At 45.7% G+C, this 14,595-nt stretch carries 11 protein-coding genes; 1 reads left to right on the top strand and 10 read right to left on the bottom strand.

What is annotated here, in order from left to right; genetic code table 11:
• Nucleotides 1–75: 75 nt before the first annotated feature.
• On the bottom strand, nt 76–447 hold the full coding sequence (locus L3V23_RS16445) for a helix-turn-helix domain-containing protein (RefSeq protein ID WP_102941380.1): 372 nt from the start codon (nt 445–447) through the stop codon (nt 76–78).
• 154 nt (nt 448–601) lie between these two features.
• Between L3V23_RS16445 and L3V23_RS16440 the strand changes: the two genes are divergently transcribed.
• Nucleotides 602–1,435 (top strand): SDR family oxidoreductase, encoded by an 834-nt coding sequence (locus tag L3V23_RS16440; RefSeq protein WP_102966755.1) that lies wholly within the window; start codon nt 602–604, stop codon nt 1,433–1,435.
• A 66-nt stretch (nt 1,436–1,501) separates the two neighbouring features.
• Here L3V23_RS16440 and L3V23_RS16435 read toward each other — a convergent pair whose 3' ends face one another.
• From L3V23_RS16435 to L3V23_RS16395, 9 genes are all read right to left on the bottom strand, one after another.
• On the bottom strand, nt 1,502–2,671 hold the full coding sequence (locus L3V23_RS16435) for an iron-containing alcohol dehydrogenase (protein ID WP_102954473.1): 1,170 nt from the start codon (nt 2,669–2,671) through the stop codon (nt 1,502–1,504).
• A gap of 200 nt (nt 2,672–2,871) precedes the next feature.
• Nucleotides 2,872–3,789: an AraC family transcriptional regulator gene (locus tag L3V23_RS16430; protein WP_102966756.1), complete on the bottom strand. Its 918-nt coding sequence runs from the start codon at nt 3,787–3,789 to the stop codon at nt 2,872–2,874.
• 420 nt (nt 3,790–4,209) lie between these two features.
• The gene (locus L3V23_RS16425; RefSeq protein WP_237292552.1) at nt 4,210–5,994 is read right to left on the bottom strand and encodes an ABC transporter transmembrane domain-containing protein; all 1,785 of its coding nucleotides are present in this window, start codon (nt 5,992–5,994) and stop codon (nt 4,210–4,212) included.
• Nucleotides 5,991–7,730, bottom strand: coding sequence for an ABC transporter transmembrane domain-containing protein (locus tag L3V23_RS16420; RefSeq protein ID WP_102966757.1), 1,740 nt, complete (start codon nt 7,728–7,730; stop codon nt 5,991–5,993). Before L3V23_RS16420 ends, L3V23_RS16425 begins: the two co-directional genes overlap by 4 nt.
• A 293-nt stretch (nt 7,731–8,023) precedes the next feature.
• Entirely contained in the window at nt 8,024–8,464 is a 441-nt protein-coding gene (locus L3V23_RS16415) for a DUF411 domain-containing protein (protein ID WP_102966758.1), read from the bottom strand.
• 25 nt (nt 8,465–8,489) lie between these two features.
• A complete protein-coding gene (locus tag L3V23_RS16410) occupies nt 8,490–9,050 on the bottom strand; it encodes a hypothetical protein (protein WP_102966759.1) in 561 nt (186 codons plus the stop codon).
• 63 nt (nt 9,051–9,113) lie between these two features.
• Nucleotides 9,114–9,719 carry a copper-binding protein gene (locus L3V23_RS16405; protein ID WP_102954478.1) on the bottom strand — a complete coding sequence of 202 codons (606 nt, stop codon included), beginning with the start codon at nt 9,717–9,719 and terminating at the stop codon, nt 9,114–9,116.
• A gap of 29 nt (nt 9,720–9,748) precedes the next feature.
• Nucleotides 9,749–12,868: an efflux RND transporter permease subunit gene (locus tag L3V23_RS16400; protein WP_102954479.1), complete on the bottom strand. Its 3,120-nt coding sequence runs from the start codon at nt 12,866–12,868 to the stop codon at nt 9,749–9,751.
• Nucleotides 12,865–14,589: an efflux RND transporter periplasmic adaptor subunit gene (locus tag L3V23_RS16395; protein WP_102966760.1), complete on the bottom strand. Its 1,725-nt coding sequence runs from the start codon at nt 14,587–14,589 to the stop codon at nt 12,865–12,867. Before L3V23_RS16395 ends, L3V23_RS16400 begins: the two co-directional genes overlap by 4 nt.
• Between the last annotated feature and the right edge of the window lie 6 nt (nt 14,590–14,595).

The following is a 14,595-nucleotide window of genomic DNA, read 5'->3' as shown; positions in this document are numbered from 1 at the left end:
ATCAGCTCAACAGTGAACTCACGTTCAACATTCTTCTCGCATGTTTCCCGCTGCGCTTGCTGGTTGCAGGATGATTTAGCTTTCTGCCAGTTTTGCATCATAGTTCTCTTGCGCGGTGATCACGGCATCCATGTTTTTCTCTGCCCAGTGGGCAAGTGCAGCGACAGCTTCGGTGAGCGTGCCTCCCAATGGGGTCAACGCATATTCAACCGTAACGGGAACTGTTGGGAAGACAGTTCTTGTGACTAATCCATCTCGCTCTAATTTCTTCAACGTTTGCGATAGCACCTTTTGAGATATGCCTTTGATATCTCGCTTTAAGTGATTAAACCGAACTGGCTCATGGCTCAGTTTATCTAAGATGAGCATTGCCCATTTGTCCGCAATGCGGTCCAAAACTGCTCGCGTCGGGCAGCGGTTTTCATAAACGTCATACGCAAAATCCACGATTTATCCTCTATGCTCAAATCACAGGATGGTTACTTCAAAGTTACCTTGTTACCAAAAAGTGCCTTCTTCACAACTCGGTTTGAAGAGTATAGATTAATCAGCAAGTATCCTTCAACCACATAGTATCTTAAATATACTTAGGAGATTAGAAATGAGTAAAGTATTGGTCTTAGGCGCATCTGGTAATGTTGGTCGCCCTTTAGTAGAAGCATTATTGGCAAAGGGTGAGCAAGTGAAAGCGGCATCACGCAGTGGAAAATCGTTCGGTGCAGCAGAAGGTGTGGTGTTTGATTACACTGATCCGTCAACATTTGAGTCAGCCTTTGACGGTGTTGACCGAGCATACGTCATGCTTGCGGGCGGTTATGTGGAATCTAAAGCACTGTTAATTCCAGTCATCGAAGCTGCGGCAGCGCGCAATATCAAAGTGGTTTTCCAAAGTGTGTTAGGCGTGGATGCTGATGATTCTATTCCATATCGTCAGGTTGAAATTGCACTGGAAAACTCAGGTGTTCCTTACGTTATTCTTCGTCCGAACTGGTTCTCAGATAACTTCCATACATACTGGAAAGCGGGTATTGACCAAGGTGTGATTGCCGTTCCAGCAGCAGAGGGCAAGTCGAGCTTTATTGATGTACGCGATATCGCTGAAAGTGCAGCGGCAGTTTTGACCACAGATAAATTCGACAATCAAGCGTTCAATCTAACGGGTCCTGAGGCTTTCAGCTATGCAGAAGCAGCAGCTAAAATCAGTGCCGCGTTAGGTAAGCCTGTGCAGTATCAAGCTATGGAAGATGGCGCGTTTTGCGACATGCTGAATGGGGTTGGTGTACCAGCGGATTATGCAGAATTTTTGACTTCAATATTCTATCCAGTTCGCGAAGGTTGGACTGCGGGCGTAAGCGACGCGGTACAGGTGTTAACTGGTAAGCCAGCGCGTAGTTTAGACACCTATATCAAAGATCATTTGGCGGATCTTGCATAATTAAAGGTGATAAAAAACGCCAGCAATGCTGGCGTTTTTGTCTATCAACAATGAACAATAGGAGAGTTAGTAACACTCTTCCAGAATGTTCAGTACTTCTTCTTTTGTCAGTTTTTTGTAGCCATTACCTAGAATAACGGTAGATTCTGCGATTTTTGGCAGCATCTCTTTGGTTGCACCGAGCTCCTCAAGTGACGTTACGATGCCACACTCTTTTGTGAATGCTTCTAATGCATCAATACCTTCAAGTGCGATTTGCTCTTTGGTTTTGCCTTCTGCTGAAACACCCCAAACCTGAGTTGCGTAACGTACAAACTTATCCAAACCAAATTTGTAGATTAGGCGATAGTAAGGCAGAGAAACCGCCGCCAGACCCATACCGTGAGCACAGTCAGTGTAAGCACCTAACTGGTGTTCAATCATATGAACTTGCCAGTCTTGAGTCTTAGAAAGACCTGTTACTGTATTGAGTGCCAAGGTTGCGTTCCACATGATGTTACTGCGAGCTTCGTAATCCTGAGGATTTTTAAGCGCAACACGTAGGTTATCGATAGAAGACTTCAGCAAGCTTTCGATGACGTAGTCGGTGGTGTTTGCACCTTGGTCAGAGAAGTACTGCTCCATTAGGTGCGACATTGTATCGAATACGCCACTCACCATTTGGTATTCAGAAACCGTGAAGGTGTACTCTGGGTTCAAAATAGAAAACTTAGGATATGCGATAGGTGGGAATACGCGACCCGCTTTGGTTTTGCTCTCTTCGTGCGTAATAACCGAACCACCATTCATTTCTGAACCAGTACCTACCATAGTCAGAATTGAAGCAACAGGAACGACTTCGTTAGAAACGTCTTGCCACTCAATCCAGTATTTTTGGAACGGGTCTTGGTCAGTACAGTATGCCGCGACTGAAATGCCTTTTGCACAGTCAACTACTGAGCCGCCACCTACTGCCAGAATCAGGTCAACCTTGTGTTCACGCACAAGCTCAACACCTTCCATCATTTTGCTGTAAGTTGGGTTTGGCATAACACCAGAAAGCTCAACAACTTTCTTACCGGCAGCATTCAAGCTAGCGATAACTTTGTCGTACAAACCGTTTGATTTGATCGCATTACGACCATAAACCAGCATAACAGTGTCGCCGAACTTCGGCAGTTCGCTGTCTAATTTCGCCAGTGAGTCTTTACCAAAATGAATGGTTGTTGGGTTGTAGTAAGAGAAATCTAATTGCATTGTCACACCCTTCTTGAGAGTTACAGTTCGCGTGTCGGCAAAGCCTGACGCTAACCGAGTTATACATCCACATTTCAAAAGCAGATGACGTTTAGTATAAGAGATATTCTATATACAGAACGGTTACCTATGAATGTCAGATCCTCTCTTTGTTTTGCCTATTCTTCCAAAAATTCGTTCAAAAGAAGAAATTATTGGCGTTAAACCATGTTGGCTTCGCGTAATGCTTTGATGTCTTTTGACGGTGGAGAGCCAAATAAACGGCTGTATTCGCGACTGAATTGAGAAGGGCTCTCATAACCCACTTTAAAGGTCGTCTCCATTGCATCAAGATTCTCTGTTAGCATCAAACGCCTTGCTTCACCTAAACGCAGTTTCTTCTGAAACTGAAGTGGGGTCATGGACGTCATAGAGCGGAAGTGCGTATAAAAAGCCGACTTACTCATACCACTGGAAGCGGCAAGTTCGCCCACGCTAAGCGGTTTCACAAAGTTGTTTTTTAGCCATTCGATGGCTTTTGAAATCTGATGGCTGTGACTACCGTCAGTAACGATTTGGTTAAGCCTCGAACCTTGCTCACTCATCAAAAGTCGATAAAAAATCTCACGTTTAATCACTGGAGCGAGAACTTTGATCGACTCAGGCTCATCCATTAAAGAAAGTAAACGGACAAAAGCATCAAGCAGTGGCTGCGACAGTGTCCCGACAGCAATACCTTTTTGTGCTTCTTTGTTTTGGGTACCAGAATAGTCACTGTCGACAATCAGTTGGGAAATTTCTTGTAAATCCAATTCTAAGATTAGCCCTAGATACGGCTTCTCTTTGCTCGCTTCCATAATGTTGGCGGTGATAGGAAGATTTACTGACGAAATCAAAAAATGGTTGGCGTCGTAGATGAAGCTGTCTCCACCTAATAGAACCTGTTTTTTCCCCTGAGCAATCAGACAGATACTCGCATTATGAGTGTAACTGGTGGGTGGGGTTGGGGCTTCCCAGCGGCTTAACCTCAGCCCCGGAATGCCTGTGTCATTGCCAAACTGGTTACTCGTTCTGGTCCATTTTTCGATCAAGCTACCTAATTTTGAGTGAGTGTCGGAGACAGGTGTTGTACGACTCATGGTGTTTCCTTTTAGCCATTTGCGAACTGCTGTGGCTAGATTTGTGAACAAGCGAATAGTGTAAGAATATTAGGCAATTCTATTTAATCAAGCTGCAATTAACATCGGTGACTTGTGCTCAATAACCTACATTGTTAATTCATTGATATTTATGTATTAAAGCTAATCAGCGAAGAGCTATCTGTATTTTGCAATGCCAGTTGTTTACACAGTACTGTGACTATTTGTGGATGATTAGGCAATTTTTCAAGTGGGGCAGGCGAATGAGTGTTAAGAAATCGGTGCAAATTTTCTTTCAGCTTGAACTGAAACGGGTATTTTAAGCGATAGTACTAGAGTGTTTGGTTACAATGTCACATATGGGGTCGCATTATCTATTTCAAAAATAAAAGAGTGGCTAATTAGCCACTCTCTTTTCTCTTATCGTTCCGCTTCGGCAACCATTCGTTCTTGCTGCTGAAGTTGGTACATGGCTTTGTAGCGCCCATGCTCCACTTGCATCAACTGATGATGATTACCTTGTTCGATAAGATGCCCTTTATCCAGCACCAAAATGCGATCAGCGTGATGGATGGTAGACAGACGGTGCGCAACAACGATCAGCGTCACTTTGCCTCTCAACTCATTTAACGCTCTCTGTACGATTTGTTCTGTTTCACTATCGATGTTGGCTGTTGCTTCATCGAGCAGCAAAATCTTTGGTGAACCGGCTAACGCACGAGCAATGATCAGCTGTTGTCTTTGTCCGGTAGATAGTCTTAATCCGCCTTCACCTAACTGAGTTTGATAGCCGTCAGTCATCTGCATGATGACATCGTGCAAATGTGCCTGTTTGGCGGCCAGTTCAACAGCTTCTTGGCTCAAATTTCTACCCATATCGATGTTATCAAACACTGTTGTTGCCTGAACAAAAGGCTCTTGTGGGATAAAGCCAATCAACTTGCGCAGTGTTTTGGGCGCGTATTGGTTCAGTTCATGCCCGTCGATCTTGATTGAACCTGACTGCGACTGATAGAAGTTAAGCAGCAGGCTGAGTAACGTTGATTTACCACTGCCCGTATGACCAACAATCGCGAAGAACTTTCCTGACTCTACGGTGGCATTGATATTGTGCAGCACTGGCTTGTCTGCTTGGTAACTGAACGACAGGTTTTCAATACTTAAATCACCTTGTTCAATGTGATTCCAGCGTACTTCTTTTTGTTCTGAAGAGGGCTCTTGCAGTAACTCGTACACACGATCACCTGCGACGACTGCCTGCTGATAAAGGCTGAAACGCTGAGTGATCTCAACCAGAGGTTCAGTAAAGCGCCCTAAGTAACTCAAGTAAGCGTATAGAACACCGACTTCCGCCACGCCTTCTACCACTTGTAAGCCAAAGAACCACACCACGCCAGCTAAGATCAGAATGCTTAACAAGTTAATCGCAGGGCGAAGCAACATTGAGCCGACAATTACCGCTTTTAAACGCGTATCGTAATACTGGTTGTTAATCTGTTCGAACTGCTGCTGTTTATGTTGCTGTTGGTTGGTAGCTTGAATCACCGTCATACCGCTGATCGACTCGTTCATGGTCGAGTTAATATCAGAGCGTAGCTGACGGCTTTGCGTCACTGCTTTAACACTGAATTTTTGGTAGAGGTAAATTAAGCTCACAACCGCAGGTATCAACGCCAGAGCCACCAGCATCAATTGCAAATCCAATATCGCCATAGCGGTCAGGATACCAATCAGCAAAACCAAGTTGGCTAAGATATTCGATAAGAACTGCACATAGATATCTTTGATTGATTCGGTGTCATTAGTAATACGGCTCACCAGCTGACCTGTACGAGAATAGTCAAAAAACGTCACAGGCAAGGTCAACACGTGTTTAAACAATCGCTTACGTATGTCTAGTACCGCATTAAGCGCAATATCTAAAAAGCGCAGGGTTTGTTGATATTTTAAATAGGTACTCAATAACACAGAAATGATGAACAGAGCGATAACACCAACCACAGGCCAAACAGGGTAGTGATTCTGCATCACGAATTCATCGATAAACACTTTGCTCAGCATAGGGCCAAGCACGTCAAAACCAGTGGCGAGTACCACCAGTAATAAGGTTTTTATAAACAGTGCTTTTTCAGCGAATACATAGCTCATCAGAAGCTTTATTGAGCCTGAGCTGTTTTTGTCTTTCATTGTGTTTGCCTTGCTCATATCAGCTCTTCCTCCAAAGCCTGCTCCATTTGCTGATAAGCCGCCATGCGTGAATACCAGCCATCAAGGCTAATAAGCTGATGATGTTTACCGCGCTCAATGATTTCGCCATGAGAAAGTACAATAATCTCATCCGCGTGTTCAATGGCAGACAGGCGATGACTGACCACAACAACGGTTTGTTCTCTGCGTTGTTGAAGGTGCTTAATGATGAGTTTTTCAGTTTTAATATCAACGGCGGACAGGGCATCATCCAACACCAAAATCGGCGCTTGGCTAATTAAAGCTCGAGCAATCGAAATCCGTTGACGCTGACCTCCGGAGAGTGTGACGCCTCGTTCTCCCACAAGGGTCTGATAACCGTCACGGAACTGAAGTATGTCATCGTGAATCGCAGCCAGTTTCGCCGCGTGATAGACGTCTTCATCCGTCGCGTTTGGCATACCAATACGGATGTTCTCCATGATGGTCATACTGAACAGGAAAGCATCCTGTGGGACGTAGGCATACAGACCGCGCAACTTCGCCAAAGGGATATCAGTTATCGAAACACCAGAAACGGAAATATCCCCTTGGGTAGATTCCCAATAACGCATTAACAGATGAAGCAGAGTCGATTTCCCTGAACCGGTTGCTCCCGTAACACCAAGCACTCGATTTTGCTCGACATTGAGTGATAGGTTTTTCAGTGTGCTTTGATTGGTGTCTGGGTAATCAAATGTCAGATCTTTTACTGCAAGCGCATAGCCTTCAGGCATTTGTGTGCCTTTATCTACAACGGAATCTGGCAATTTCAATAATGATTCCAAGCGACCAATAGCCGCGTTACCTCGTTGCAAAATGTTCATTAGCCAACCGAATGCGTACATTGGCCAAATCAGTTCAGATAAATACAGGGTGAAACTGGTGAGCTGACCGACGGTCAATCTTTCTTGGCTGATCTGCCAACCACCCACGATCAAAGCAATCAGAAGTGCAGATCCAAGGCTGAGCTGAATAATGGGGTCGAACAGGGCTTCTGAACGCTGCACATTGTATGTAGTGCGAGCGGATTGCTGGGCAATTTGTGCAAACTTATCCGATTCAATTTCTTCACGCCCCATCGATTTGATCAAACGAATACCGGACACCGATTGTTGCGCCTGCTCGTTAAGTGTGGAGAAGGAATCGAGCGTTTCCTTAAACTGATGGTGAATACGATTAGACAGTTTGTAGAAACCATATCCCATAAACGGAAACGGAATAATTGCTAAGATCGCCAGTTGCCAATCAATGAAAATAAACATCATGATCAGCACCAGAATAAAGGTCAGTAATCCATCGAAACCAGACAAAATACCTTCGCCAGCCGCGACTTCGACGGCGTCGATATCATTGGTTGCTCTCGCCATTAAATCGCCAGTCGAGTGGATGTTATAAAACGCCTGACCTTGGCGAAGAAGGCGGTGATAGAACTGTTCGCGAAGTATGTTTCCCAATTTATAAGAGGTGCCAAACAGCATTCTCCGCCATCCGTATCTCAGCAAGTACACAAGAATACTCACGCCTAACAACGCAAATAAATAGAATTCAGCCTGCGAGAAATCTTTGGTTTGTAAGAGCTTGTCTATGGCGTTACCAATAAGCCACGGTACCGCCATGTTGAGCATAGCGACGGCAAAAAGCATCGATAACGCGATGGCGTAAGTTAAACGATGCTGGCGGAAAAACCACTTTAGATGTTGATATAACTGCATTGTTTGTGTGTTCTTATATTTATAGAGTGTTTTTATACGGATAAGTGTTGCAGGTTTTACCCAAAACAACTTTCTGTTGGAAAGGTTTAAAGTTGAGCAAATAGACTCTACCAACCTCAAGCGAGTTTTTGAATCGAAATTTTGACTGAATTCTAACGAATGAAAGTGCAGCGATAGGAGATGGTGTAAAGGAGAGTCGGGCAGATAACAGCAAAAAAAAAGAGAAGAAATATAAAGGAGAAGTTTAATCAAAGGCTGGGTAAGAAACATACCCAGCCAGCAGAGTCTTGTGGTTAGTACTTCTTATACAGAGAAAGTTTGCCGCTTTTATCAAACGCAATCACATTAAAATCTTTATAAGGCTGATTAGGCGCAGCCATACCCGGTGAATGTTGTGGCATTCCCGGAGCGGCTATGCCTGAAATGTTCGCTGGACGCTCAGTAAGCAAACGCGCGATATCTGATTCTGGTACGTGGCCTTCAACCATGTAGCCGTCAATCACCGCCGTATGGCAAGACATCAACTGATTTGGCATACCAAATTGCTTTTTCACTGAACTCCAATCGTTTTGATGGTGTACGTTCACTTCGTAGCCTTTCTCTTCCATTATTGCTGCCCACTCTTTACAGCAGCCACAAGTAGGGGATTTGTAGAGCTCAATCGTCGGTTTTGCAAACACCGAAAAGCTGAATGTGAGTGCAGACAGAGTAATCGCTTTCAATAGGGTCTTCATAATTCTTTCCTCTTGTGTGAAAGTTTCACTTCACATCAATGGTCAAGTGACTTTGATTGTAGTTTAGCGTGATAACCCCTTTACTTGGAGTCCAATCAATCGCTTTAGTCTCATAAGGGTTAAGTTGAACGGTTTTCTCTGAAGTTAACTGAGGCAGGGAAAGTTCAACAGGTTCAAATAGCTTATTAAAAACAACCAATTGAGCAGGGCTATCTGCTTCAATAGTGACGCTTGAACTGGTCGCGGTCTCTTCTATTGTCCACTCAACCAGACTGATTCGACCTAATGCTTCTAGGTATGCGGCCAGATTTTCTCTGTCACCGTTTGACAGTGTGCTGGCAAGAAGCTGCATGGTTGGTTCGTTAGCCAAGCTGTCATCGATGTCATTCAGCGTTTTACCACGAATGTTTCCACCCACATTGCCTGCGCCGTTGGCAAACTGACCGTGACAAGCAACGCAGCCGTAACCACCAGCGGTTCTGAAAAGCTGCATACCCGTTTCAACATTAGGCGATGTCTCTGCTTGAGCCGTTAAGCTGACCAAAGAGAACAAGACGCCGACTATCAGGTTTTTTACACTGTTCATGGAATCGTTCATTTCTCCAACAGAGCCCCAACAGCTTACTGTCACTGTCGGGGCTGCTTGCCATTACAGGCTGATACTCTTCATCATGCCCGCTTCAGCATGACCTGGAATGTTGCACGCAAACGAAACATTTTTGTCACCGTGGAAGTGCCATGTAATTTGCTTCGCTTTGCCAGGTTCTACCGTTACTGAATTGCCCATGTCATGCATATGTTGACCGTTCATGTTCTTCATCATTTCACGGTGTTCAGTTTGTTCTGCAACTGAACCAATGTTGAACTCATGGTTTATTTTACCTGTATTCATCACAACAAACTGCACGACACTATCAGGCTCGATTTTTACTTCTTTTTTGAAGGTGATTTTCATGTCATCAGAAAGCATCACGTGAACCACTTTGTCCGGTTTTGAACCCATGGCTGGCATACCGACATCAGACATCCCTTCCATGTTCATCATATTGCCATGATCCATCTTCATGTCATTCTTCTTAGCGGTTGGTGACATTTGGCTGTGATCCATTTTACTGTGGTCCATTGAACTGTTGTTAGAACTGTTCATGGAACTATGATCTGAAGAACCATGGTCATTTGAATTTGAGTGGTTCATATCAGCAAAAGCGACAGAAGAGCTGATGGTTAGTGCGATAGCTAGAGTAAGTTTTTTCATTATTAATTCCTTATTCATTAATTCGGTATTTATTTGGTTTCACGCTGCTTCCACAGCTTAAAGATTGCAGGTATCACCAGCAGGGTAAGTAGTAAGGCTGAAGCCATTCCTCCAATCATAGGGGCCGCGATGCGTTGCATGATTTGCGAACCCGTACCATGGCCATACATGATGGGTACTAAGCCAATGATTACGGTGATAACGGTCATCATTACTGGGCGAACACGCAGCCCAGCCCCTTCGCGAATGGCGTTATTCAGGTCATCTTTGCTGAGCGGAATGTTACGTTCTTCGGCCTTGAGCTTGGTGTAGTGCCATGCTTGGTTAAGGTAAACCAGCATGATGACGCCTATTTCAACCGCCACGCCGGAAAGGGCGATAAAGCCAACTCCCACAGCAATAGACATGTTGTAATTGAGTGAGTACATCAACCATAAGCCGCCAACCATAGCCAATGGCAAGGTCGCCATGATAATCAGCACTTCACCTACGCGTCGGAAGCTGAAATAGAGCAGCAGGGTGATGATGGTCAATGTAATTGGAACGACGACACTTAAACGCTCTTTCGCACGCTCCATATATTCGTACTGACCAGACCATGCGAGCGAGTAGCCTGCTGGCAACTTCAGTTCCTCTGCTACGCGTTTTTGCGCTTCAGACACATAAGAACCGAGATCTCTACCTTCGATATCAACAAACACCCAGCCGTTAGGACGCGCATTTTCTGTTTTGATCATCGGTGGACCATCTTCGTAGCGAATATCTGCCACATCCGCCAATGCTATGCGAGCTCCGTTCGGCGTCACCAATGGTAGGTTTTGCAGTTTCACTACCGAATCACGGTAGTCTTGCGGATAACGAACGTTGATAGGGTAACGCTCCAATCCTTCAATGGTTTCGCCCACATTCATGCCGCCAACGGCTGTGGAAACTACTTGTTGTACGTCTTTGATATTTAGTCCATAACGTGCTGCTGCTTTACGCTTGATATCAACAGTCACGTATCGGCCACCCGCAACGCGTTCAGCGTAAACCGATGCAGTACCTTCGACTTGGTTAAGAATTGGCTCCAACTGTGAACCGATACGTTCAATGGTGCTCAGTTCAGGACCAACGATTTTGATACCAATTGGTGTTTTAATACCAGTGGCTAACATGTCGATTCGGGTTTTGATTGGCATTACCCAAGCGTTAGTTAAACCGGGGAATTGAATCAGGTTATCAAACTCTTTACGCAGTGATTCTGTGGTGACACCTTCACGCCATTCTTCACGAGGTTTGAGCTGAATGACGGTTTCGATCATGGTGAGCGGAGCCGGGTCAGTTGCCGTATCTGCACGGCCGACTTTACCCCATACCGTTTTTACCTCAGGTACGGTTTTGATCAGTTTGTTGGTTTGTTGCAGTAACTCACGCGCTTTACCAATCGAGATACCCGGATAGGTGGTCGGCATGTACATCAAATCGCCTTCATCCAATGGTGGGATGAATTCGCTGCCCAGTTTACTGGTTGGGTAATAGGCGGACGCCATTAGCGCAACGGCCAATACCAATACCGATTTCGGGAATTTTAAGCTTAGGTTAAGCAGCGGGCGGTAAAGACCTACCAGTGCTCGGTTAACTGGGTTTTTATGCTCAGGAAGGATCTTTCCGCGAATAAAATAACCCATTAATACAGGAACCAAGGTAATCGCTAAACCTGCTGAAGCCGCCATAGCGTATGTTTTAGTAAAGGCGAGAGGAGAGAACATTTTCCCTTCTTGGCCTTCAAGAGCGAACACAGGCACAAAGCTTAACGTAATGATAAGCAGCGAAAAGAACAGCGGCGGACCGACTTCCTGCGCGGCATCGCCAATGACTTGCCAGCGGTTTTTATCCGTCAGTGGGGTGCGTTCTATATGCTTGTGTACGTTTTCAATCATGACGATTGCGCCATCCACCATAGCGCCTATGGCGATGGCTATTCCGCCCAGAGACATGATGTTGGCGTTAATACCTTGCCAGTGCATGACAATGAAAGCAGACAAGATGCCGACAGGCAGGCTCAGAGCAATGACTAAAGACGAACGAATGTGGAACAGGAATAGTGCACACACTATCGCTACCACTATGAACTCTTCCGCTAACTTCTTCCAAAGGTTCTCAACGGCTGCATTGATAAGCGTAGAGCGGTCATAAGTAGGTACGATTTCCACACCATCAGGCAGGCCGCGCTGAAGCTCTTCAAGCTTGGTTTTTACGTTGTCGATCACTTGGCTCGCATTTTCGCCAAAGCGCATCACAATCACGCCGCCAACCGCTTCACCTTCGCCATTGAGTTCAGAGATGCCACGACGCATTTGGGGACCTAACGAAATGTCCGCAATATCGCCAAGTAGCAATGGTGTACCTTTGTTTGTCACTTTAAGCGGCAGAGACTGAATATCTTCAATATTGGTCAGATAGCCGGTGGTACGAACCATATGTTCGGCTTCTGCCACTTCTATAACCGAAGCACCCGTCTCTTGGTTGCCGTTTTGAATCGCCATGTTGACTTGTTGAAGCGTCAAGTTGTAAGCGCGCAATTTGGCCGGATCAATCTGGATCTGATACTGCTTAACCATACCGCCTACGGTGGCCACTTCAGAGACGCCATCCACCGTTTGTAATTCGTATTTTAAGAACCAGTCTTGCAGGCTGCGTAGCTGCGCCAAGTCATGTTGACCGGTTTTGTCTTGCAACACATAACTGAACACCCAACCCACACCTGTCGCATCTGGCCCCAGTGTTGGTTTGGCATTGGCTGGTAGCTTAGGCGCAACTTGGCTCAAATACTCCAGCACTCGCGAACGAGCCCAGTACATGTCGGTTTTATCATTGAAAATGATATACACGTAAGAGTCGCCAAAGAACGAGTAGCCACGTACGGTTTCAGCCCCAGGTACCGCCAGCATTGCGGTTGTGAGCGGGTAAGTAACTTGATCTTCAACCACTTGCGGTGCTTGTCCAGGAAAGCTGGTTTTGATGATCACCTGTACATCCGAGAGATCGGGAATCGCATCGACTGGCGTGTTTTTCACACTAAATAAGCCGCCAGCCATAAGCGCAACCGTTGCCAGAAGGACAATAAAGCGGTTTTTCAGAGACCAGCGAATAATGGCATTGATCATTGTTTGCCTCCGATTCGCTCAATACTCTTCAGGGTGAAGTCGTTGTTCTGTTTCTGTACTAGAAATCGAACACGGTCACCTTCCTCCAGACCAGACAGTTTAATATCAGGATCGACAGTGAAGTTCATTTCGCCCGCTTCCCAGTTCCATTCTGAAACCGGTAGGTGTTGAAGCGTGATCATACCGAAGTCTTGCATCAGCATTGTGATGTCGCCTTCCAGCCACACTTCGCCTGCTACGACGCTACCGTCTGATTTAATATCGATGACCTGATACTGTCCATCCGGTGTTTTTTGCAGTTCAAACTCGACCACTTGTCCGGACTTAAGCGAATCAATATCAACATTATCGCCAGCAGTGAAGTTCATGGTCATGCCCGGCCAATTCCATTCAGGCACTGGCTGGTGGTTAATCGTGAGTGTGCGAGAAGAGGGTAAAATATCGTTGATTTCGCCTTTCGCCCACACACTTTCCATATCTACTTCAATACCATCGATACGAGCCAGATCCGCCGTTTGGCTCGATTCTGAATCAAGTAAGAAGTGCGCTGACGTTACAACTTTGCTTTGCTCAGTAAGACCTTGCAATACTTCCACTTTATCACCGGCTTCACGTCCGATTTGAACGCGTGCCGAGCGATACTTGCCATCACCCTCAGACAAGACCACTCGAGTCATTCCGCCAGAGCGGATCACTGATGATTTAGGAATCGTCAGTACTGATTCTTCCGTTACTGGCTGCAGCGAAATGTTGGCGAACATATTTGGCTTTAGCTCGCCTTGTGGGTTAGGGAATTTTAGACGCAGACGTAAAGTACGGGTTTGCGGATCTAAGATCGGGTAGACGTAGTCAATTTCACCTTGCCATTCTTTGCCCGGTAAAGCATCTAACGTCATCTTGGCAGTGCTGCCAGCTTTAACCCAGTGTGACTGGCGCTCGAAGACTTCCGCATCAACCCACACATTCTCAAGTGGGCCAGCACTGATCACAGCCTGAGCGGGTGACAAATAACCGCCTTCACGAACATTGAGATTAGCGATGATACCGTCAGCCTTTGCTTTGATATCAATCGACTGAGACGCTTTGCCACGTTTGACGATAGATTTAATTTGTTGACGATCTACGCCCAGCGTAACCAGTCTCTCGGTCGCGCCTTTGACCAATCCTTCTCTGCCTGTGCGATAGGCATTAATCAGTTCTTCTTGAGCTTTGACCAACTCAGGCGAGTAAAGAGTAAACAACACATCGCCTTTGTTTACTTTATCGCCGATTGCGTTGACGTTCAGCTTTTCAACCCAGCCTGCTACGCGCACGTTGGTTTGCCATAACTGGCTTTCATCGAAAGCCACATAACCCACGGTTTCAATACTTGGAGTAAGAGGTGTCATCTGTGCAGACGCCACTTTTACCCCTAAATTATTCTCTACTGCCGGGTCGATCTTAACGGTTCCGGGAGCTTGGTCTTGCGCCGCATCTTCGGCATAAACGGGGATCAAATCCATACCCATCGGTGATTTGCCCGGTTTGTCGCGTTTATAATTCGGGTCCATAGGGGCAACCCAATACAGCGGCTCGTCATTGGATTTAGCTTGGCTTGATTGTTGTTCGTGACCAGCACCATCTGTTTGAGAAGTATGTGTTTGAGACAAGAGTGTTTGTGCACCAAAGCCCAGAGTTGCGCCGATAACAAGCGCGAGTGTTGTTACTTGAATTGTTTTCATTGTTGT

It is taken from the genome of Vibrio sp. A1-b2 (assembly GCF_021726015.1).
GTDB classification, from domain to species: domain Bacteria; phylum Pseudomonadota; class Gammaproteobacteria; order Enterobacterales; family Vibrionaceae; genus Vibrio; species Vibrio diazotrophicus.
This window is presented reverse-complemented; position numbering and strand designations above follow the sequence as displayed.

Coding starts and splice junctions, on each gene's coding strand:
- L3V23_RS16405 (WP_102954478.1), bottom strand. CDS start 9,719: ATGAAAAAACTTACTCTAGCTATCGCACTAACCATCAGCTCTTCTGTC.
- L3V23_RS16420 (WP_102966757.1), bottom strand. CDS start 7,730: ATGCAGTTATATCAACATCTAAAGTGGTTTTTCCGCCAGCATCGTTTA.
- L3V23_RS16435 (WP_102954473.1), bottom strand. CDS start 2,671: ATGCAATTAGATTTCTCTTACTACAACCCAACAACCATTCATTTTGGT.
- L3V23_RS16395 (WP_102966760.1), bottom strand. CDS start 14,589: ATGAAAACAATTCAAGTAACAACACTCGCGCTTGTTATCGGCGCAACT.
- L3V23_RS16415 (WP_102966758.1), bottom strand. CDS start 8,464: ATGAAGACCCTATTGAAAGCGATTACTCTGTCTGCACTCACATTCAGC.
- L3V23_RS16430 (WP_102966756.1), bottom strand. CDS start 3,789: ATGAGTCGTACAACACCTGTCTCCGACACTCACTCAAAATTAGGTAGC.
- L3V23_RS16425 (WP_237292552.1), bottom strand. CDS start 5,994: ATGAGCAAGGCAAACACAATGAAAGACAAAAACAGCTCAGGCTCAATA.
- L3V23_RS16440 (WP_102966755.1), top strand. CDS start 602: ATGAGTAAAGTATTGGTCTTAGGCGCATCTGGTAATGTTGGTCGCCCT.
- L3V23_RS16410 (WP_102966759.1), bottom strand. CDS start 9,050: ATGAACAGTGTAAAAAACCTGATAGTCGGCGTCTTGTTCTCTTTGGTC.
- L3V23_RS16400 (WP_102954479.1), bottom strand. CDS start 12,868: ATGATCAATGCCATTATTCGCTGGTCTCTGAAAAACCGCTTTATTGTC.